We start from the raw sequence: 20,435 nt of genomic DNA, 5'->3' as shown, positions 1-20,435 counted from the left end.
CGGACCGAGGCGCCCAGACGGCCAGGCCGGCGGGGGATTCGATGGAACGGCCAGCTCAACTCGCCCTGGTCGTTTTGCGCTCGCCGGTCACGGCATTTTCGGCCGCCCGCCTCATCAGCGACGCATAGTCTTGCCCGAACAGGATTTCGCAGAAGCGGATCGCCGCCTGAGCCTGCATCTGGCGGTAGGCGCGCCCCTTGGTGTCGCCGCCGCGCAGCGCCTGCACCAGGCTCTCGGTGGATCGCTCGACGTAATGCTGCAGGTCGGAATAGGTCCGCAAGGTCACCTCGTTGATGGCGAGTTCGCTGGCATAGGTGCGGCACACCGCCACAAAGTCGATCAGAGCGGCGATCTCTTCGACTTCCGAGGCGTCGATCTTGGGCGCGGAGGCGATATCCTTGTCGGCGCGCTGGCGCAGGATGCGGCGGACCCGGCCGGGCACGCTCTCGATTTCCGACTGCAGCGAATTGGAAATATCGGCGCGGATCGACGTGAGCTGGCGGCCCCACGCGGAATCGTTGCGCAGATCGAGCTCGGTGCGCAGCCCACGCACGCCATCGTGCAGGATTTTCAGTTGCTCGCCGACATTGTCGAAGTGGCTGCGCCTGATGTCCGTGCGCAGGCAGGCCGTGAGGAACGACAGATCGTGCAGCGCGATCGTGACGGCGATGCCGTAGGGCGTCGCGGCCACGCGAATCTCGTCGTCGGACGCCGCCATCTTGATCGCGAGGCGGATGATCTGCCACGGCTGCGCCAGCCGCTGCATGATCAGCGACAGCGCGAACGGCAGCAATTGCGGCGTCTGCAACGAGGGAACGTTGAGCGCCGAACCCACCGAGGCTATCTGGGATTCCGAAAATGCCCGCATCTGGCTCGGCATCCGGCTGCCGAGCGTATCCAGCGTCTCGCGCGCCCGCAGCACGCCTCCGATCGACAACAGGTCCTCGACGACATTGGGCGGGCCGATACGGGCGAGCGTCCGCTGCCTGTCGTCGCCCGGGATCGGTGTGGCGATCTTGATGATCGCATCGGCTGCGGCGAGCTGGAACTTGCGGGTCGCGCCTTCGAGGCCGGCATTGCTGCCGCTCTGCCTGATCTCGGCGAGCGCGGTTTCGAATGCGCGCGCGGCCTCTGGCGCCCCGTCGCGCCCCAGCCATTGCCAGACCGGCAGCAGCGATGCACGCCGGATCTGCCCGGCCCTGACGGGAAAATTGCTCTCGACGAGAAAAGGCTCGAGCGGACCATACAACAGGCGCGCCGGATCGTCGGTCCGCGGACGCGCCTCGTCGTCTTCCTCGGTTCCGCGCACGACCTTGCGAAGTTGCTCGAGCACGAAATTGGCGACGGCTATGTCCTCCCCGCGCTCAATGGCGCGCTCGAACTCCCGCATCAGCAGCGCCTGCGATTGGGGCGGGAGCTGGGCGAGATAGTCCCTCAGCCGCTCGGTCGATGTCTGGCTCATTCGCCTGGTGTGGATATGCGTGTGTCATGTGGACGGCAAAGCGCGCCCACCGCCAATCTTAGAAGTGTGCGCGTTAAGAAGTCGTTTAGGAATAACGAAATCAACCCCTGGCATTGCCGGATACCGCTCCCTCAACCCCAGGTAATCAGCCGGGCGAGGCGTTCAGACCCCCGGCAGCACCAATTCCGCCCGCAACCCGCCGATCGGGGCGTCGCCGAGGGCAAGGCTGCCGCCATAGAGGGCGGCGAGATCGACCACGATCGAAAGCCCGAGCCCGGACCCCGGCTTGGACTCGTCCAGCCGTTGGCCGCGCCGGGACACCTGCGCGCGCTCGGCGGCTGACAATCCGCGGCCATCGTCATCGACGATGATCCGGAGCCGCGGTCCGGCACGGGGCTCCGGCGGCGGCTCGACCCTCACCTCGATGAAGACCTGCGAGGCCGCCCATTTGCAGGCATTGTCGACCAGATTGCCGGCCATCTCCTCGAGGTCCTGGCGCTCGCCGCGGAACTTGGCCAAGGGATCGGCCTTCGCCGCGATCGTGATGTCGCGATCCCGATGGATCTTTTCCATGGTCCGCCGCAACGCCTCGATGGCGGGCGCGACCTCGGTGACGGTACCGACGATGGTGACGCGCGCGGCGATGCGCGCGCGCTCGAGGTGATGGGCAACCTGATCCCGCATCACATCGGCCTGCTCCAACACCTTGCTGGCAAAGGGATTTACTGCGTGAGCCGCGGCTTCGTTGACGATGACGGAGAGCGGCGTCTTGATGGCATGGGCAAGATTGCCGACATGGGTGCGCGCGCGCTCGACGATCTCGCGGTTGGCGTCGATCAGCGCGTTGGTCTCGCGCGCCAGCGGTGCGATCTCGACGGGAAACTCGCCTTCCAGCCGTTCGGCGCGGCCGGAGCGGATGGCGGCGATCGATTCCGAAATGCGCTTGAGCGGCGCCAGGCCGAAGCGGACCTGGAAAATCGTGGTCAGGAGCAGCACGATGCCGAGCGCCGTGAAGGTGCCGCCGAGATAATAGTCGAACGCGCGAATTTCGTCGAAAATCTCGCTGGCGTCGCCGGCCACGCTGACCAGAAATTTGCCGTCGACGCCGAGATCGACCGGCCGCTCGACGATCCGAAGATCCTGACCCTCGGGCCCATCGACATACCCGAGACGGATCCCGGCGGGGGTCAACTCCGCGCCGAAATCCTCCAGCTTTGGCAGCTTCTTGTCCCACAACGAACGCGACGCCCGCGTCTCGGCCTTCTCGTCGGTGCGAACGACCTGCCAGTACCAGCCGGACAGCGGCAATTCGAACAGCGGCTCGCCGAGCGACTGGAACTGGTGGTCGGGCGGCTCATCCGGGGTCGCGACTTCGGCGATCAGGGTGCGGAGATAGAGGTTGAGGCGGCGGTCGAAGGCGCGCTCGGTCGCGTTCCGATAGACCGACGACAGGATCACGCCTGTTATGACCAGGATCACGACCACCCACGCGGTCGCCGACAGGAACAACCGCGTGGCGAGCGAACTTCCGCGCATCAGAGCAAGATCCCGAAAAGCATATCCCCAGGCTCCAATCCTGCGGATGGAGACTGGCCTTCGGATAAGATCATGCTCGAATAAAAGAGCAAGGCTCATCAGGTGCCGGGCGATGGCGGCGTCAGCAGATAGCCGAGCCCGCGCACCGTCTGGATGATGTCGACGTCGAGCTTCTTGCGGATGCGGCCGACGAATACTTCGATGGTGTTGGAGTCGCGGTCGAAGTCCTGGTCGTAGAGATGCTCGACCAGTTCGGTGCGCGACACCACGCGCCCGGTGTGATGCATCAGGTAGGCCAGCAGCCGGTACTCGTGCGAGGTCATCTTGATCGGGTTGCCGGAGACGCTGACGCGGCCGGTGCGGGTATCGAGCGAGACCGGGCCGCAGGTCAGTTCGGACTGGGCGTGGCCGGCGGAACGGCGCAACAGCGCGCGAATTCGCGCTAGCACTTCTTCCAGGTGGAACGGCTTGGCGACATAGTCGTCGGCGCCGGCGTCAAAACCCTGCACCTTGTCGCTCCAGCGGTCGCGTGCGGTGAGGATCAAGACCGGCATGGCGCGGCCGCCGCGGCGCCACGCCTCCAGGACCGAGATGCCGTCCATCTTGGGCAGCCCGATGTCGAGCACGACGGCGTCATAAGGTTCGCTGTCACCGAGGAAATGCCCCTCCTCACCGTCGAACGCGCGATCGACCACATAACCGGCATCCGTCAAAGCCGTCGTAAGCTGACGGTTGAGATCCGGATCGTCCTCAACGACAAGCAGGCGCAAGCTGGCCTCCAAAAAGTGAGCCCTACAATATCAGGTCTCAAGATGAGGCCCACCGGCGTGAACGGGCCATGAACGAGGGGTACGGCGCAATGTTACTTTTTCGTCATAAGGCTTTCCGCGGCCGGGGCATGGCCGCAGGCCGAACGCCTAGCACGGCCAATTAACTGCCCCAAGGGGGGCCTGTCAGGAAGCGGCCCATCAGGCCGCTTGCGTCGACAACTTCCGGAAAGGCAGGACGCTCCCAGCCGCAGGGGGTCCGATCGCACCGCCTGGTCGGTCGCTCACGTGCGGAAAAATACGAACCAGATGATGCCCAGGATCAGAATCGCGAGACCGGTCGAAACCGTCAGGAGCGCGAGCACCGACGGGCCGGGTTCGGCCTGGCGCGCCTCGGTGGGGGTCTCGACGATCTGGCCATGTCGCTGCGTTGCCATGGGGACCTCTTCGAGTAAGTGCCTGTAATGCCAGCGAATGCTTCGACACCGCCGGTTAAAGCAACGCATGATCGGAAGTGATGTTCCGACCGTTCGGGCCGTGCCGCGCGGCGGGCAGCGTCCAAAAGGTCGCAGGCCGGCCGGCAGAACTGGGCCGTTCGACGGTTAACGCCGTTGCGCGATTCCCGGCTCCGCCGTGTTTGAGAGCCGGTGATCCGATGGTATTGTTACCGGCCGTCTGTTGCGTCCTTCGGAGTATCCCCATGGCCCCCCGCGCCAACTGGAAGGGTTTTCTGCGTCTTTCGCTCGTGACCTGTCCGGTCGCCCTCTATCCGGCGACGTCGGATACCGAGAAGGTCTCGTTCAACCAGATCAACCGCAAGACCGGCCACCGCATCAAATACGCCAAGGTCGACGCCGAGACCGGCGAGGAAGTCGCCAACGACGACATCATGAAGGGCTACAAGATCGACACCGACACCTATATCGAAGTGTCGAAGGACGAGCTCGACGACATCGCGCTGGAATCGACCCGCACCATCGAGATCGACGAATTCGTCCCGAAATCCGATATCGACGGCCGCTATTTGATCCGGCCCTATTACCTCGTGCCGGACGGCAAGGTCGGCCACGACGCATTCGCGGTGATCCGCGAAACCATCCGCAGCATGGACAAGGTCGCAATCGGACGCGTGGTGCTGACCAACCGCGAGCACATCATCGCGCTGGAGCCGCTCGACAAGGGCCTGATGGGAACGCTGCTGCGCTACCCCTACGAGGTGCGCAGCGAGACGGAATATTTCGAGGATATCCAGGATGTGAAGATCACCAAGGATATGCTTGATCTGGCAAGGCATATCGTCGAGCAGAAGTCCGGATCGTTCGAGCCCGAGCAGTTCGAGGATCGTTACGAGCAGGCGCTGATCGACCTGATCAATCAGAAGCGCAACGGGCTAAGCACCAAGGCAAAGGCGGCGCCGAAGAGTACCGGCAATGTCATCAACCTGATGGATGCGCTCAAGCGCAGCCTCGCCAGCGAAAAGCAGGCCGCCCCTGCCGCCGAGAAAACCAAGGGCAAGAAGCCGAAGAAGGCCGCCGCCGGCCAGCGCGAGATGCTGTTGCCGATCAGCGGCAGCGGCAAACGCGCCGCAAAGGAGACGGCCAAGGAAACGGTTAAGGAAGCGCCGAAGAAGGCAGAGAAACCGGTACGCACCGCCGCCCGCACCAAGAAGGCTGGATGATTGGGCAAGGAGCGCGATGGCATCATCTAGCGCGCGATGCCCTGGTCAACCCCGTTTGATGACCCGATACCACTTCGCGGCGCAGGCAAGCTCGTGACGCTGCAGCAGGCCGCCGACTACGTCATGGCACTGCCGGAAAAAGTTCAGCACGAGGCGCACTGGCAGACTGCGATCGAGAATCTGATCAATGCGGCCGAGACCGGCGGTGGCTGGCTGATGTTCGCGCGGATCGCGATGATGCGGGCGCTCAATGCGGACGGGAAGGAAGGCTAGCCGGCTTCAATCGCCGCCGCCGTCCCCGTCCCCGCTGCCAAAGTCCAGCCCGCCGTAGTTAACCCAAATAGCAGCTCTAGCATGATGCCTGCGCGGCCTTGCCGCTACTTGATCTTGGTGCCGACGTCGGTGAATTTCGTGTTGAGCACGCTGCCGATGCCGTTGACGGCGGTGACGATCACGATGCTGAGGCCGGCCGCAATGAGGCAATATTCGATGGCGGTAGCTCCGCATTCATCATCGACAAATCGTGCCAGTAATCGACGCATGACAAACTCCTGCCGACGCTCCCCGGAATTCTCCCGCGCCATACTCGTTAAACTCTAGGCGGGAACGGTTGAAGAGGCCTTGACGAACAGAATGAACGATCGATTAAGGCGGACGAAGAATCCGCGCGCGCCAGAATCATACGGTACGGAAAATTTACCCTCGATTGGCGCGCCGCCCGTCCATCGTCGCCCGATCGGCGTCTTGCGGAGTGAGGCCGCAAAATGCATATCAGCACTTCCGCACCCACGTGCCGCGCACGCTTTACCGCGCGGTAAAATCCTGCTCCAACTGTCGCAAATCGGCCGGACCGAACCGGCCTGCCATCCAGGGGGAGAGACCGTCATGAAGCTCGGCGCCGCCATTGCGGAAATCATGAAGCGGGAGGGAATCGAAATCCTCTGCGGCTATCCGGTCAATCATCTCATTGAATATGCCGCCAATGCCGACATCCGCCCGGTGATGGTGCGCCAGGAACGCATCGGCATTCACATGGCGGACGCGATCTCGCGCGTCACCTCAGGGCAATCGATCGGTGCGTTCTGCATGCAGCATGGGCCCGGCGCCGAGAACGCGATGGGCGGCGTGGCGCAATGTTACGGCGAGTCGGTGCCCGTGCTGGTACTGCCGATGGGCTATGCGCGCAGGCTTGCCAATATCGACCCGAACTTCAATTCCAGCCAGGCGATGAAGGCGTTCTCGAAATCGTCCGAGCCGATCAATATCGCCGCCGAGGTCTGCAACATCTTCCGGCGCGCGTTCACCAAGTTGAAGAACGGCCGCGGCGGGCCGGTGATCGTCGAGATCCCCGCCGACATGTGGAACGAGGAAGTGCCGGAACCGCTGAACTACACGCCGGTGCTGCGCACGCGCTACGGCGCGGATCCCGTGCATGTGAAGGAAGCAGCCGCCCTCCTCGTCGCGGCGAAGCGCCCGGTGATCTACGCCGGCCAAGGCGTGCACTACGCCAAGGCCTGGCCGCAGCTCAGGCGGCTGGCCGAGCGCCTCGCCATCCCCGTCACGACCAGCCTGGGCGGCAAATCGTCCTTTCCGGAGACACATCCGCTGTCGCTGGGATCGGGTGGCCTCGCCGTGCCGCGCGCGGTGCCGAAATTTCTGGGCGAAGCCGACGTGATCTTCGGCATCGGCTGCTCCTTCACCGAGACATCATTCGGCATCGCCATGCCGAAGGGCAAGACCATCATCCATTCGACGCTCGACCCCAACCATCTCAACAAGGATGTCGAGGCCAGGATCGGCCTGGTCGGTGACGCCGGGCTCGTACTCGACGCGCTATTGGAAGAGATCGGCAAGACCGTCACGACGGATCGCGACGCGACGGCGGTCGCAGCCGAGATCGCGGCTTCCCACAAGGAATGGCTGGCGAAATGGATGCCGAAGCTGACGCATAACGACGCGCCGCTGAACCCCTACCGCGTGCTGTGGGATCTGCAGCACACCGTCGACATCAACGACACCATCATCACCCACGATGCCGGCAGCCCGCGCGACCAGCTTTCGCCGTTCTGGAAATCGGTCGAACCGCTCTCTTATATCGGCTGGGGCAAGACTACGCAGCTCGGCTACGGCCTTGGGCTCGCGATGGGCGCCAAGCTGGCAAAGCCCGACAAGCTCTGCATCAACGTCTGGGGTGATGCCGCGATCGGCTTCACCGGCATGGATTTCGAGACCGCGGTGCGCGAGCGCATCCCGATCATGTCGATCCTGTTGAACAATTTTTCGATGGCGATCGAATTGAAGGTGATGCCGATCTCGACCGAGAAATACCGCTCGACCGATATTTCCGGCGACTATGCGGCGATGGCGCGCGCCTTCGGCGGCTATGGCGAGCGGGTGACCAAGCCGGAAGACATCATCCCCGCCATCCAGCGCGGTATCCAGAAAACCAAGGAAGGCGTCCCGGTGCTGCTGGAGTTCATCACCAGCAAGGAGACCGAGGTCTCGCGGCCGGGGACCTGAGACTCAACGCAAGCAATCCAGTCGCGAATGTCACGCGTTACCATCATAGAAACCGGGCTTCTCAGTCCCCAAAACCGCGAACTCCACGGATCGTATCCACGGATGGCGCGCAAGGGCCATGCGCCTGACAGCCTTGTCGCAGCCGCGAAGGCCTCGCTCGCCGAGCCACTGGAAAGCGCCGGGCTCGGCCGCGCAATCACGCGCTTCCTCACGCAATCAAGCGGACGTGAGCGGGGCGCTGGCATCAGCGGACACCCTGCCGCTGGCTTTTCAACGCAGAAAGGCTGCCTCAAGACGGCCGTGGTGCTGGCTCTAACGCTTCCGGGATGAAATAATCCGACTGGAACCGGGGCGAGGCGGCCTGTTTGGCCCTGCCCGCGCTTCGGGCATGGATTATTGGAATGGCGACGTTTCCCGAGGACATGTCTGTCGCGATCGATGAGCTGGTGTCAGCCATAGCCGAGATGGAGTCGCGCCTCGAATCTACCCGCGCCGAGCGCGACGAGGCGAAGGCGCGCCAAGTCGAACTTGAGATCGAGAATGCGAACCTGCGGCGCGAACTGGCGCTGGCGCGAGAGTGGCAGGGCGCTACTGCCGATATCCTGAAGGTCATCGCCAGATCGCCCTCGGACGTGCAGCCGGTGTTCGAGGCGATCGCGTCGAGCGCCAAGACACTGCTCGGCGCCTTCTCGACCACGGTGTTGCGCTTCATCGGCGACGAACTGCATCTTGTGGCCTACACGCCGACGAATCCCAAAGCCGACGAAGCGCTGCAATCGTCGTTCCCCCGCCCTCTGGCCGAATTCCCCACATTCATGCTGGTCCGCAACGGGGAAACGATCCAGTTCCCGGACACCGAGGCCGATGACGTGCCCCCCGCGAACAAGGAATTGGGGCGGCTGCGCGGCTTTCGCAGTGTGCTGTTCACCCCGCTGATGAACCAGGGTACGCCGGTTGGCATCATCAGCGTCACCCGCGCCGAGCCTGGCGCCTTTGCGCCGCATCACGTCCAGTTGCTGCAGACGTTCGCCGACCAGGCCGTGATCGCGATCGAGAACACGCGGCTGTTCAACGAGACAAAGGAAGCGCTGGAACGGCAGACCGCCACCGCCGATATCTTGAAGGTGATCGCCTCCTCGCCCTCCGACGTGCAGCCGGTGTTCGACGCGATCGCGCACAGCGCCAACCGCCTGATTGGCGGCTTCTCGGCCGCTGTGTTCCGCTACAGCGACGGCAGGATTCATCTGGCTGCCTTCACGCCGACCGACGCGAAGGGCGATGCCGTGCTGCAATCCTCGTTCCCGGTCCCGCTCGCCGAGTTTCCGCCCTACCAGCTGACGCGCGACGGTGCGCCGGTGGAACTGCCCGATACCGATCTCGAACCGGCGGCGCGCGACATCGCGCGCGCCCGCGGCTACCGCAGCATGCTTTTCGCGCCGCTGATGAATGACGGCGCGGCGATCGGCATCATCACCGTCACCCGCGTCGCGCCCGGCCCGTTCGGCGAACAACATACCCGCTTGCTGCAGATGTTCGCCGACCAGGCGGTAATCGCGATCAAGAATGTTGGGCTGTTCAACGAGGTGCAGCAGCGGACCGACGACCTGAGCGAAGCGCTGCAGCAACAGACCGCCACCGCGGAGGTGCTCAAGGTGATCGCCTCATCGCCGACCGAGGTCAGACCGGCGCTGCAGGCGATTGTTGAGAGTGCCTGCAAGTTCTGCGACGCGTACGATGCCAACGTCCTGCTGAAGATCGGCAACGACTTGCATTTCAGCGCGCATCACGGACCCATTCCGACGGGCCAGAAGGCCCGCCCGATCAATCGTGACTGGGTAACGGGTCGTTCGGTCGTCGACCGTGTGCCGGTGCAAGTGTCCGATTTCCAGGCGCCGGAGGCAGCCGAATTTCCCGAAGGGCAGCGGCAGTCGCGCGAACAGGGTCACCGCTGCACGCTCAGCGTACCTCTCTTGCGGGAGGGAGAGGCCATCGGCGCGCTCGCACTGCGTCGCCTGGAACCGACACCCTTCAGCGACAAGCAGGTGAATCTCCTTCAGACCTTCGCCGACCAGGCCGTAATCGCGATCGGCAATGTCCGCCTGTTCGAAGAGGTGCAACAGCGTACGCGGGAGCTCTCGGAGGCCCTCACCTACCAGACCGGCAGCAGCAACATTCTCAAGGTCATCGCGTCCTCACCAACCGATGTCGGGCCGGTGCTCGACGCCATTGTCGAAAGTGCCTGCGAGCTTTGCGAAGCCAACGATGCTGTCGTGTTCCTGAAAGACGGCGACCGCCTCCGGTACGGGGCGCATCACGGCCCGATACCCGTGGTATTTGACGAGCAGGGCGTCATCAGCCGGAATTACGTCGCCGGTCGGTCGGTTATCGACAAGATGCCGATCCATGTCCACGACGTGTTTTCTGAAGAAGGCGCCGAGTTTCCGGTGGCGCGGGAGCTGTCGCGAAGCGGCGGCATCCGCAGTATATTGTGTGTGCCGCTGCTGCGCGAGAACGAAAGCATCGGCACAATCCTGCTTCGGCGCACCGAAGTGCATCCGTTCAACGACAAGCAGATCGCGCTGCTGCAGACCTTCGCCGACCAAGCCGTGATCGCGATCGGCAATGTTCGGCTGTTCGACGAGGTTCAGGCTCGCACCAAGGAGCTGGCCGCCTCCCTCGACGACCTCCGAACCGCGCAGGACCGTTTGGTGCAAACCGAAAAACTCGCCTCGCTCGGCCAGCTCACTGCGGGAATCGCCCACGAGATCAAGAATCCGCTCAACTTCGTCAACAATTTCGCCGCCCTCTCAGCCGAATTGACCGAGGAGCTGAACGATGTCCTCAAGCCGGCCGAGATCGCCGAAAAAGTCCGCGCGGAAGTCGATGAGCTGACGGGGCTTTTGAGGGACAACCTTGATAGAGTCGTGCAGCACGGCAAGCGCGCTGATTCCATCGTCAAGAACATGCTCTTGCATTCGCGCGAGGGGGGCGGCGAGCACCGGCTGTCCGACATCAACGCACTGGTGGATGAGAGCCTCAACCTCGCCTATCACGGCGCCCGCGCCGAGAAGCCGGGCTTCAATGTAACGCTGGAGCGCGACTTCGATCCCGCCGCGGGCCAGATCGACGTGTTGCCGCAGGAGATTACCCGCGTGTTCCTCAACCTGGTCTCGAACGGATTTTATGCCGTCACCAAGCGCCGGAAGGAGAACGGCGACGCCGGTTTCGAACCGACATTGCGGGCCAGCACCAGAAACCTCGGCGATGCCGTCGAAATCCGCATCCGCGACAACGGCACCGGCATTCCGCCCGAGGTGAGGGAGAAGATGTTCAACCCCTTCTTCACCACCAAGCCGGCCGGTGAAGGGACCGGGTTGGGACTATCGATGAGCCACGAAATCATCGTGAAACAACATGGCGGCACAATTGACGTGGATACTGAACAAGGCCATTTCACCGAATTCCGCATCGTGTTGCCGCGAACAAGCAATTTTGCAGAATCTAGAGGATAGCCGTGAGTGTTCTGGTTCTGGTTGTGGATGATGAGCCCGACGTGGAAGCGTTGTTCCGCCAGCAATTCCGCCGCGACCTGCGCGCGCAGCGTTTCGTCATGGACTTCGCCAGTTCCGCGCCGGATGCGCTGGCGCGCATCGGCTCGACCATCGAGCATTCGCTAATCCTGGTCCTGTCCGACATCAACATGCCCGGCATGACGGGGCTGGAAATGCTGCCGAAGATCAAGGAAATGCGGCCCGAGGTGCCGGTCATCATGATCACGGCCTATGGCGATGCCGACACCAAGCGCAAGGCACTCGAGAACGGCGCAACTGACCTTCTGACCAAACCGATCGACTTCGTGACGCTACGTCAGAAGATCGATGCCCGGCTCGAGCAAGCCGCATGACCGCAACAATCCTCGTGGTCGATGATGAGCCGGATCTGGAGGCGTTGGTCCTTCAGAAATTCCGACGTCAGGTTCGCGAGGGTTTGGTCAGCTTCATGTTTGCGCGTGACGGGCTCGAGGCGTTGCAGTCGCTAGAAGAGCATCCGCACGTCGACTTGGTGGTCGCCGACATCAACATGCCACGAATGGACGGCTTGTCGCTGCTCGCCAAGCTGCAGGAATCCGAGGACAAGAAATCTACCATTATCGTGTCGGCTTACGGCGACATGAGCAACATCCGCACCGCGATGAATCGCGGCGCATTCGACTTCCTGACCAAGCCGATCGATTTCGCCGATCTCGAAGCGACGATCGACAAGACCCTGCGGCACATCGAAGTGCTGCGCGAGGCACGTCGCCGTCAGGCGGAAGCCGAGCGCGCCCATGCTTCGCTCTCCCGCTATTTCTCGCCCGAACTCGCCAAGCGGCTTGCGGCAAGCGTGGGCGACAGCACGGAGGTGACCTGGCGCGACGTTGCGGTCATCTTCACCGACATAACCGGCTTCACCTCGCTCGTGGAGACTGTCGCGCCCGAACTCCTTGGGGAACTGCTCAACGAATATGTGGCCGGAATGACCGACGTCGTCTTCGCGCACGAGGGGACCGTGGCAAAGGTGATCGGCGATGCGATCGAGGTACTGTTCAATGCGCCCAGCGACCAGCCCGACTATGCAACGCGCGCAGTCGCCTGTGCGCGAGAGCTCGACGCATGGGGGGAGGCGTTTCGCGAACGGTGGAAGGCGAGAGGCGTGAGTTTCGGCGCCACTCGCATCGGCGTTCACGCCGGTCCTGCACTGGTCGGCAATTTCGGGGGCGGCCGCTTCTTTGACTACACTGCTTACGGCGACACCATCAACACGGCGGCTAGGCTTGAAGCGGCGAACAAGTTTCTCGGCACCCGGATCTGCGTCAGCGCGACAATTGCAAACGCGGTGGAGAATTTCAGGGGCCGACCGGTCGGCGATCTCGTGCTGCGTGGGCGCCGCGAACCATTGCGCGCTTACGAGCCCTTATCGGCAGCGAGTTTCGGGGCGCCGGCGACATCGCAGTATGGCGAAGCTTTCGCCAAGCTTGAGGCCGGTGATGGCAATGCAATGCCGGCCTTTGCTGCACTTGTCGGCTCGCACGCCGAGGATCCTCTGGCCAACTTTCACCTAAAGCGGCTGCTCAACGGCGCGAAGGGTGTCCGTATGCAGCTTGAATAGCCAAGCAGCCCTACTCCGCCATCTCGGCCGGAGTCGGTGGGCCGGCGAGCGGCCGTTCCTCCATCGCGATGATGCAAAGCGCCGCACAGGCCAGCAGCGCGGTGGCGGCGCCGAACACATAGTGGAACGCGGTGATCATGTCGGCGACCGGAATCGCGTTTGCAGGGCCGCGGTGTTCGCCGAGCGAGATGCCCGCGCCCAGCGCCATCAGGAGGATCGCGCTGAAGGCGGCGACCGTAAACGACGACATCAGCGAGCGGAAGAAATTCATCGCGCCCGTCACGGTGCCGATCTGCGCGCGCGCCACCGAGTTCTGCAGCGAAACCACGCTGACCGGGAATGTCGTGCCTAACCCGAGCGCGAACAGCGACAGCACGATCAGCAAGCCCCACAGCGGCAGCGTCGTCACGGTCAGCACCGCACCGAAGATCGCCGCCGCCGACGTGCCCGCGATCGCCACGCGCTTGTAGTGTTTGGCGCGCGCCATGGTCCGTCCGGCGATCGCGGCACCACAGGTGGAAATCGCAGCGAGTGGGATCAGCGCAAGCCCCGCTTCGCTCGCGGTCAAATGATAGACAACCTCGTAATACAGCGGAAGATGCACGGTCAGCCCGGTGATGGCGCCCAGCGCGCAGCCGCCGGCCACCATAGCGTAAGGCACCACCGTTCCGCCCATCAAGGGCAGCGGCAGGAACGCTTCGTCGGCATTGCGCGCGTGCCAGATGAAGGCGAACGCCAGCGCGACCGACGCACCGATCATCGCCATGATCGCAGGCGACAGCCATGCATAACGGTTGCCGCCCCAGCTCAGCACCAGCATGACGACAACCGCAGACGCCATCAACAGCACGCCGCCGAGCCAGTCGACCTTGCGCCGGCGATGGAACACCGGGATCTTGCCCATCTTGGGCAACAGCAGAAACAGCGCGCCGACAGCGAGCGGCACGTTAATCCAGAAAATCATCGACCAGTGCAGGTGCTCGGCGAACACGCCGCCGAGCACGGGACCCATCAAGCCGGCGGCCATCCAGACGCCGCTGAAATAGGCCTGATACCTGCCGCGCTCGCGCGGTGAGACCACGTCCGAAATCACGGTCTGAACGACCGGCATGATGCCGCCGCCACCGAGCCCCTGCAGGCCGCGCGCGACGATCAATACCGGCATGTTCGGCGCCACCGCGCAGAGGATCGAGCCGACCGTGAACAGGACAAGCGAAACGGTGATCATGACGCGGCGGCCGTAGATGTCGCTCAGCGTGCCGAACACCGGCGCGACCGCGGTCGAGGCCAAAAGATAGGCCGTGATGACCCAGGACAGGTTGCTGACGTCGTTGAACTGGCGGCCGATGGTCGGCAGCGCCGTCGCCACGATGGTCTGGTCGAGCGCGGCCAGGAACATCGTCAGCAACAGGCTCATCAGGATGGTGCGGACCTCGTCGGGGCTCAGCGGCGCAGGTGGCGCGAGCGGCGGCGCATCGCTGACATCGATGACCTCCGTCGTGATGTGCGAGAGCTCTTCGCCAATATCGTCAGGCAATGTCGCTTGGTCGGCAGGTTCACGGCCCTGCCGTTGGTGCTTGTTCATGTCGGACGTAATATTGTTCTGCGCGGCCAAAGCCGCCGAGCTGGAATCGCCATATGGCTGCACCATAGAGGGCCAAACTTCCTCGCGGCAGACGCCTGCGCGCATGGGTGCATCCCGCGAGGACACCTTCGCGTTTCCGTGATCGGTCAGCGCAAGCCGTTCAAGGATTTACGTTCAGGCTTTCGGCCGCTTCTTCAGGCGCGCCCGGTTCGGCAATAGTGCCGGCCATTGCACGATGTGGTCCTCGAGATCCTCGTCGGGTATCTCGTCCTCAGTGCCCTGCACCCTGCCGCGCACGGAAACCCCGGCTTCATGCACGGTGTTGGGGTCACCCGAAATCAGCGGGTGCCACCAGTAGAGATCGCGTCCCTCCGCGACCAGCTTGTAGCCGCAACTCGGCGGCAGCCAGTTCAGGGTGCGGACGTTCTCGGGCGTCAGGCGGACACAATCCGGAACCTTGTCGGAACGGTTCGGATAGTCCTTGCAGGCGCATAGCCCCGAATCCAGCAGCTTGCAGGAAACATGGGTGAAGTAGATTTTCCCGGTATCCTCGTCCTCGAGCTTTTCCAGGCAGCAGCGCGCGCAGCCGTCGCACAGGCTTTCCCATTCGGCGCTGGACATTTCTTCCAACGTCTTGGTTTTCCAGAAGAATCCCTCCTGGCTGGAAGCTCGCTTGGGCGGTGCGGTCATGAGGTCGGATGGTTTCCGGGTCGAGTTCGGCTGCAGCCCTTCTAGGGGGTCCGGCAACCAGGGCGCAAGCGGGCTGATTACGGGCCCAAAAAAGCCGGGAACGCGTTAGGGCTGACCACGTAAATGGTGAGCGAGAGCATTGGTTTATAGCCCCCGCTCGGATAGAACAATTGCGAGTCCCCAAGGGTCCTAAAAGCGCCTTGGGTTTGCCGCAACACTAAAGCATGACGTCTCGATAGCGCCCGGCCGGGTGCGTGAGCGTTTCGAACCGACCAAAGGTCCAAAGGTCCCGGTGCGCCAGATCCTATCTCCACACTGGAAGCAGAAGATCCGGAACTTCTTTCTGGATCTGGACGCGCGCATCGATTCGACGCTGTTCTCGTCGGGCAAGGGCCTGCGCGAGCTGTACGAGCGCTACTCCACCTTCATGGATCGCTTCTATGTCGGCCGCTGGAAGCGCTGGGTCTTTATTGAGCCATTTTCGGAAGCCGCGACCATCGGACTTGGCGGGCTGATCGTGATGCTGGCGCTCGCGGTTCCCGCGTTTCGCGAAACCGCCGACGACGACTGGCTCAAGAAGTCCGATCTCGCGGTGTCGTTCCTCGACCGCTACGGCAATCCGATCGGCAGCCGCGGCATCAAGCACAATGACTCGATTCCGCTGGAGGATTTTCCGGACAATCTGATCAAGGCGACGCTCGCGACCGAAGACCGCCGCTTCTACGACCATTTCGGCATCGACATCGCCGGCACCGCGCGCGCGCTCGTCACCAACGCGCAGGCCGGCGGCGTGCGCCAGGGCGGTTCGTCGGTCACGCAGCAGCTCGCCAAGAACCTGTTCCTCAACAACGAGCGCACCATCGAGCGCAAGGTCAAGGAAGCCTTCCTCGCGATCTGGCTGGAGACGCGCCTTACCAAAAACGAGATCCTGAAACTGTATCTCGACCGCGCCTATATGGGCGGCGGCACCTTCGGCGTCGACGGCGCGGCGCATTTCTACTTCAACAAGTCGGCGCGCGACGTTACTCTGGCGGAATCGGCGATGCTGGCCGGCCTGTTCAAGGCGCCGACCAAGTACGCCCCGCACATCAACCTGCCCGCCGCCCGTGCCCGCGCCAACATCGTGCTCGACAACCTCGTCGATGCCGGCTTCATGACCGAAGGCCAGGTGTTCGGTGCGCGGCGCAATCCGGCGATCGCCGTCGACCGCCGCGACGAAAATTCACCGAACTATTACCTCGACTACGCCTTCGAAGAGATGCGCAAGCTGGTCGACACCTTTCCGAAATCCTATGTCGAGCGCGTCTTCGTGGTCCGCACCGCGATCGACATGAACGTACAGCGCGCCGCGGAGGACGCCGTCGAAAACCAGTTGCGCCAGTTCGGCCGCGACTATCACGCGACGCAGGCCGCCACCGTGGTCGCCGATCTCGACGGCGGCGTTCGCGCGATGGTGGGCGGCCGCGACTATGGATCCAGCCAGTTCAATCGCGCGACCGACGCCTACCGGCAGCCGGGTTCGTCGTTCAAGCCCTATGTCTATGCCACGGCTCTGATGAACGGTTACACCCCGAACTCGAAAGTGGTCGACGGACCGGTCTGCATTGGCAACTGGTGCCCGCAAAACTATGGCCACAACTATTCCGGCTCGGTCACGCTGACGCAGGCGATCACCCGCTCGATCAACGTCGTGCCGGTAAAACTGTCGATTGCGCTGGGCGGCAAGTCGCCGAACCCGGCCAAGGCCGGCCGCGTCAAGATCACCGAGGTGGCGCGGAAGTTCGGCCTCACGGCGCCGCTGCCCGATACGCCGTCGATGCCGATCGGCTCCGACGAAGTCACCGTGCTCGAACACGCGGTCGCCTATGCGACCTTCGCCAACAAGGGCAAGTCGGTGAAACCGCACGCGGTGCTGGAAGTGCGCACCGGCGCCGGCGACCTGGTCTGGCGCTTTGACCGCGACGGCAAGAAGCCGGTGCAGGCCATTCCCGCCTCCGTCGCCTCTGACATGGCGTGGATGATGAGCCATGTCGTCAGCGAGGGCACCGCCCGCCGCGCCGCCCTCGACGGTATTCCGACCGCAGGCAAGACCGGCACCACCAACGCCTACCGTGACGCCTGGTTCGTCGGCTACACCGGCAACTTCACCTGCGCGGTCTGGTACGGCAATGACGACTACTCGCCGACCAACCGCATGACCGGCGGTTCGCTGCCCGCGCAAACCTGGCACGACATCATGCTCGTCGCGCATCAGGGCGTCGAGGTGAAGGAAGTCCCCGGCATCGGCATGGGTACGAAACTGCCGCAGCCCGCCCTTTCCGCCAGTGTCGCGGCCAACAGCGCGGCACGGGTGCTGGAGACCAAGCCGGGGCCGCCGCCGGTATTGACCAAGCGCGGCGCGGATATTCTGGTGCGTGTCGAGCGGCTGCTCGACGAGGCCGGCAAGGCCGCGGGCAAGACCTCGTCCAACGATCAGAAGCAGCCCGCCAAGGCGATCACGTCTGGCGCGCTGGCCTTCCCGGAGAACTATATCGCAGCCGCCGGCGAACAGGCTGCGCCGGCGCAGCGGAAGAATTAGAAGGCATGATCCGGCAGAATGTTAACCGGCTTTCCTCGGAACGGATGCGAGGCGTCTGTCCCGACATGCCAAGACAAAAAGAAACGCTTCAGGTTTCGGATGAAGCCGGTTCAACCGGAATCTGATGCCGTGAGATTTCGGAGCACCGGCCTGTGCGGCTGATCTTCATCACCTTGCTGGCGTTGGCGCTTGCCACGGCCGTCGGTCTCGGCTCGACCTATATGACAGCGACGCGCGGCACCGATCTCGGAACGCTCACGATCGGCGCCTGGACCGCGCGGCCCAAGAGCGGCACTGCCGAGGTCGATCCCTATTCGCGCGCCTTGATCGCCCGCAGCGGCGAATTGCCGATCGGCACCGGCGACGGCATCGCCTTCTCGGCCACGTCAGACGACAAGAACAAGCCGCTCGACGGGCGCTGCGACGTGCTGGTCAGCGGGGTAACGCCGGCGGCCCGGTTCTGGACGCTGACGCTGTTCGACCGCAAGGGGCATCTGGTCGCCAATTCGCTGCAGCGCTACGGCTTCACCAGCCAGGAGATCGTCCGTGGCTCCGACGGCGCGTTCGAGATCCGCGTGGCGGCGCGGTCGCGGGCCGGAAACTGGCTGCCGACCGGCGGCATCGAGCGCTACGCGCTGATGCTGCGGCTCTACGATACGCCGGTTGGCGTGGCGACGCGGACGCAGCGCGACGCGCCGATGCCTGCCATCTCCACGGTGAACTGCCCATGATCCGGCTGGTGTTCACCATCATCGCGGGCGTGCTGCTGGGCGGCGTGGTGCATCTCGTCAGCGTGCTGGCGCTCCCGCGCATTGCCACCCAGGATGCCTATTCGCGGCTGACGCCGATGACCAGGGAGAATGCCGTCACCGCCCTGCCGCTCGCCGAGCCCAACAACGCCCCGATGCCGTTCATGGACCCCGCCTTTGCGGTCGCGATCTGCCGCTACGATCTCTCCGGCGGCCCCCTCAAGCTGACGGTGCCGGTCAGCCAGGCCTATACGTCAGTGTCGTTCTACACGCGCAACGAGGTCGCCTATTACGCGATCAACGACCGCTCGGCCGGCCGCAAGGTGATCGAACTCGACCTGATGACGGAAGAGCAGCATTCCGCATTGCCGGAGGATGAGGAAGTCACCGCCGCCGACCGGCTGATCATAGACTCGCCCACCGCGACCGGCCTGATCGTGCTGAAGGCATTAGCGCCGGAGCCCGGCCTGATGCCGCAGGCGCAGGCCTCGCTCGCGGCATCGCGTTGCACGTTGCAGACCGAGCCTCCGCCGGCCAAGCAACCTGAACCGGCGCCGCCCGCGCCTGCGCCAGCGCCGAAGGGCAAGCGGTGAAGACGGTCTATCGCGCGGACGCGTAGATCGCGCGGAGCGAAAAACGTTGAACAACCAAAGCGAGTATGCCTAATTGAGCCCGTGGGGCGAGGAAACAGCGAGGCAATTGCCAGCGGTTCGTTGTTTGCCGTCGATTTCGAACTGGGCGCTTTCCAATATTGAGACGGGGGCATATGAGGTCAAAAGTCGGGGCGCTGCCCCTTGTGCTTGTCGGATTTTTGCTTGCGAGTTGCGCGAGTCCACGCGGCCTCGATGAACCGCCCTTGCAGATCCCGGCATTGAAGCCGGGTTACGGCCGTGTCTACTTCACCCGGCCGGGTGAATTGACGGGATCGGCTATTCAGCCCGAGATTCGGCTGAACAATGAAGTCGTCAGCAGATCGGTGCCCGGCGGCTTCTCTTATGTCGACCGCCCCCCGGGGAAATACGCCGTAACAACGGCAACCGAGGTGGAAAATGCGGTTACGTTCCAATTGGCAGCGGGCGAGACGAAGTACATCAAGACAACCGTGACACCCGGCATACTCGTCGGCCACGTCACGCCGACGCTCGAATTCCCCGAGCAGGGACAATCCGACATAAACCGCCTCAGGTACGTCGGCCCCAAATTCTGATCCCTTGCGCGGGACGAACTAAACTGCATGCCGCGGGTCCGAGCAAAGGGCCGCATCATGACGCGCAACGAGGTCGCCTATTACGCGATCAACGACCGCTCGGCCGGCCGCAAGGTGATCGAACTCGACCTGATAACGGAAGCGCAGCATTCCGAATTGCCAGAGGACGAGGAAGTCACCGCCGCCGACCGGCTGATCATCGACTCCCCCACTGCGACCGGCCTGATCGTGCTGAAGGCCTTGGCGCCGGAGCCCGGGTTGATGCCGCAGGCGCAGGCCGCGCTCGCGGCGTCGAGCTGCAAGGTGGAGACCGAGCCGCCGCCGGCCAAGCAACCCGAACCGGCAGCGCCCGCGCCAGCCCCTGCGCCTGCGCCACGGTCCAAGCGCTGATCACGGCCTCGAGCGGTACACCGCAGGGCCCAGACAAAAAATCGCGAAAACAACCCCATGCAAAGTAGAATGGGCCCCGGCTCGCAGCACTCACGCCGCTTGCGTCCGGGGCACGAGATGGTCCG

The 20,435-nt window shown here is 63.7% G+C and carries 18 protein-coding genes and 1 pseudogene; 12 read left to right on the top strand and 7 right to left on the bottom strand.

Annotated features, from left to right (window positions below; all coding sequences use genetic code 11):
• Positions 1-55: 55 nt before the first annotated feature.
• The 4 genes from V1279_RS09325 to V1279_RS09310 all read right to left on the bottom strand — a co-directional run bounded on the left by V1279_RS09325 (position 56) and on the right by V1279_RS09310 (position 4,202).
• The gene (locus V1279_RS09325; RefSeq protein ID WP_334434587.1) at positions 56-1,462 is read right to left on the bottom strand and encodes a hypothetical protein; all 1,407 of its coding nucleotides are present in this window, start codon (positions 1,460-1,462) and stop codon (positions 56-58) included.
• 162 nt (positions 1,463-1,624) lie between these two features.
• Positions 1,625-2,998 carry a sensor histidine kinase gene (locus V1279_RS09320; protein ID WP_334434585.1) on the bottom strand — a complete coding sequence of 458 codons (1,374 nt, stop codon included), beginning with the start codon at positions 2,996-2,998 and terminating at the stop codon, positions 1,625-1,627.
• Positions 2,999-3,096: 98 nt separating this feature from the next.
• A complete protein-coding gene (locus tag V1279_RS09315; RefSeq protein WP_247520805.1) occupies positions 3,097-3,768 on the bottom strand; it encodes a response regulator transcription factor in 672 nt (223 codons plus the stop codon).
• 281 nt (positions 3,769-4,049) lie between these two features.
• The gene (locus V1279_RS09310; protein WP_247785450.1) at positions 4,050-4,202 is read right to left on the bottom strand and encodes a hypothetical protein; all 153 of its coding nucleotides are present in this window, start codon (positions 4,200-4,202) and stop codon (positions 4,050-4,052) included.
• Between the two features lie 263 nt (positions 4,203-4,465).
• Here V1279_RS09310 and ku point away from each other — a divergent pair, with 263 nt between their 5' ends.
• Positions 4,466-5,443 (top strand): non-homologous end joining protein Ku, encoded by a 978-nt coding sequence (ku, locus tag V1279_RS09305; RefSeq protein WP_334434580.1) that lies wholly within the window; start codon positions 4,466-4,468, stop codon positions 5,441-5,443.
• A 36-nt stretch (positions 5,444-5,479) separates the two neighbouring features.
• On the top strand, positions 5,480-5,716 hold the full coding sequence (locus V1279_RS09300; protein WP_334434578.1) for a hypothetical protein: 237 nt from the start codon (positions 5,480-5,482) through the stop codon (positions 5,714-5,716).
• A 104-nt stretch (positions 5,717-5,820) separates the two neighbouring features.
• Here the strand turns inward: V1279_RS09300 and V1279_RS09295 are convergent, their stop codons facing one another.
• A complete protein-coding gene (locus V1279_RS09295) occupies positions 5,821-5,985 on the bottom strand; it encodes a Flp family type IVb pilin (protein ID WP_334434576.1) in 165 nt (54 codons plus the stop codon).
• Positions 5,986-6,328: 343 nt separating this feature from the next.
• On the opposite strand from V1279_RS09295, the gene V1279_RS09290 reads away from it, so the two are divergent.
• From V1279_RS09290 to V1279_RS09270, 5 genes are all read left to right on the top strand, one after another.
• Positions 6,329-7,963, top strand: a complete 1,635-nt coding sequence (locus V1279_RS09290) for a thiamine pyrophosphate-requiring protein (protein ID WP_334434574.1) — start codon at positions 6,329-6,331, stop codon at positions 7,961-7,963.
• Positions 7,964-8,065: 102 nt separating this feature from the next.
• Positions 8,066-8,293, top strand: a complete 228-nt coding sequence (locus V1279_RS09285) for a hypothetical protein (RefSeq protein WP_334434572.1) — start codon at positions 8,066-8,068, stop codon at positions 8,291-8,293.
• A gap of 71 nt (positions 8,294-8,364) precedes the next feature.
• Positions 8,365-11,475, top strand: a complete 3,111-nt coding sequence (locus V1279_RS09280; RefSeq protein WP_334434570.1) for a GAF domain-containing protein — start codon at positions 8,365-8,367, stop codon at positions 11,473-11,475.
• A 2-nt stretch (positions 11,476-11,477) separates the two neighbouring features.
• Positions 11,478-11,867 (top strand): response regulator, encoded by a 390-nt coding sequence (locus V1279_RS09275; protein WP_334434568.1) that lies wholly within the window; start codon positions 11,478-11,480, stop codon positions 11,865-11,867.
• Positions 11,864-13,111, top strand: a complete 1,248-nt coding sequence (locus V1279_RS09270) for an adenylate/guanylate cyclase domain-containing protein (RefSeq protein ID WP_334434566.1) — start codon at positions 11,864-11,866, stop codon at positions 13,109-13,111. Before V1279_RS09275 ends, V1279_RS09270 begins: the two co-directional genes overlap by 4 nt.
• A gap of 10 nt (positions 13,112-13,121) precedes the next feature.
• On the opposite strand, the gene V1279_RS09265 is transcribed toward V1279_RS09270, so the two are convergent.
• Complete coding sequence (locus tag V1279_RS09265; protein WP_334446281.1) at positions 13,122-14,696, bottom strand: MDR family MFS transporter; 1,575 nt, start codon at positions 14,694-14,696, stop codon at positions 13,122-13,124.
• A gap of 174 nt (positions 14,697-14,870) precedes the next feature.
• Entirely contained in the window at positions 14,871-15,386 is a 516-nt protein-coding gene (locus tag V1279_RS09260; RefSeq protein ID WP_334434564.1) for a YcgN family cysteine cluster protein, read from the bottom strand.
• A 292-nt stretch (positions 15,387-15,678) separates the two neighbouring features.
• Here V1279_RS09260 and V1279_RS09255 point away from each other — a divergent pair, with 292 nt between their 5' ends.
• The 5 genes and pseudogenes from V1279_RS09255 to V1279_RS09235 all read left to right on the top strand — a co-directional run.
• A complete protein-coding gene (locus tag V1279_RS09255) occupies positions 15,679-17,964 on the top strand; it encodes a transglycosylase domain-containing protein (RefSeq protein ID WP_334434562.1) in 2,286 nt (761 codons plus the stop codon).
• Between the two features lie 152 nt (positions 17,965-18,116).
• Complete coding sequence (locus V1279_RS09250) at positions 18,117-18,695, top strand: DUF1214 domain-containing protein (RefSeq protein WP_334434560.1); 579 nt, start codon at positions 18,117-18,119, stop codon at positions 18,693-18,695.
• Complete coding sequence (locus V1279_RS09245; RefSeq protein ID WP_334434558.1) at positions 18,692-19,306, top strand: DUF1254 domain-containing protein; 615 nt, start codon at positions 18,692-18,694, stop codon at positions 19,304-19,306. The genes V1279_RS09250 and V1279_RS09245 overlap by 4 nt, the downstream gene beginning before the upstream one ends.
• 263 nt (positions 19,307-19,569) lie before the next feature.
• Complete coding sequence (locus V1279_RS09240) at positions 19,570-19,920, top strand: DUF2846 domain-containing protein (RefSeq protein WP_334434556.1); 351 nt, start codon at positions 19,570-19,572, stop codon at positions 19,918-19,920.
• Between the two features lie 60 nt (positions 19,921-19,980).
• A pseudogene (locus V1279_RS09235) lies at positions 19,981-20,310 on the top strand (DUF1254 domain-containing protein); the annotation flags it as partial.
• Positions 20,311-20,435: the final 125 nt, after the last annotated feature.

Source organism: Bradyrhizobium sp. AZCC 1610 (genome assembly GCF_036924515.1).
Lineage (GTDB): Bacteria > Pseudomonadota > Alphaproteobacteria > Rhizobiales > Xanthobacteraceae > Bradyrhizobium.
Note: the sequence above shows the minus strand (reverse complement) of the source record. Positions and strands in the feature narration are given on the sequence as shown.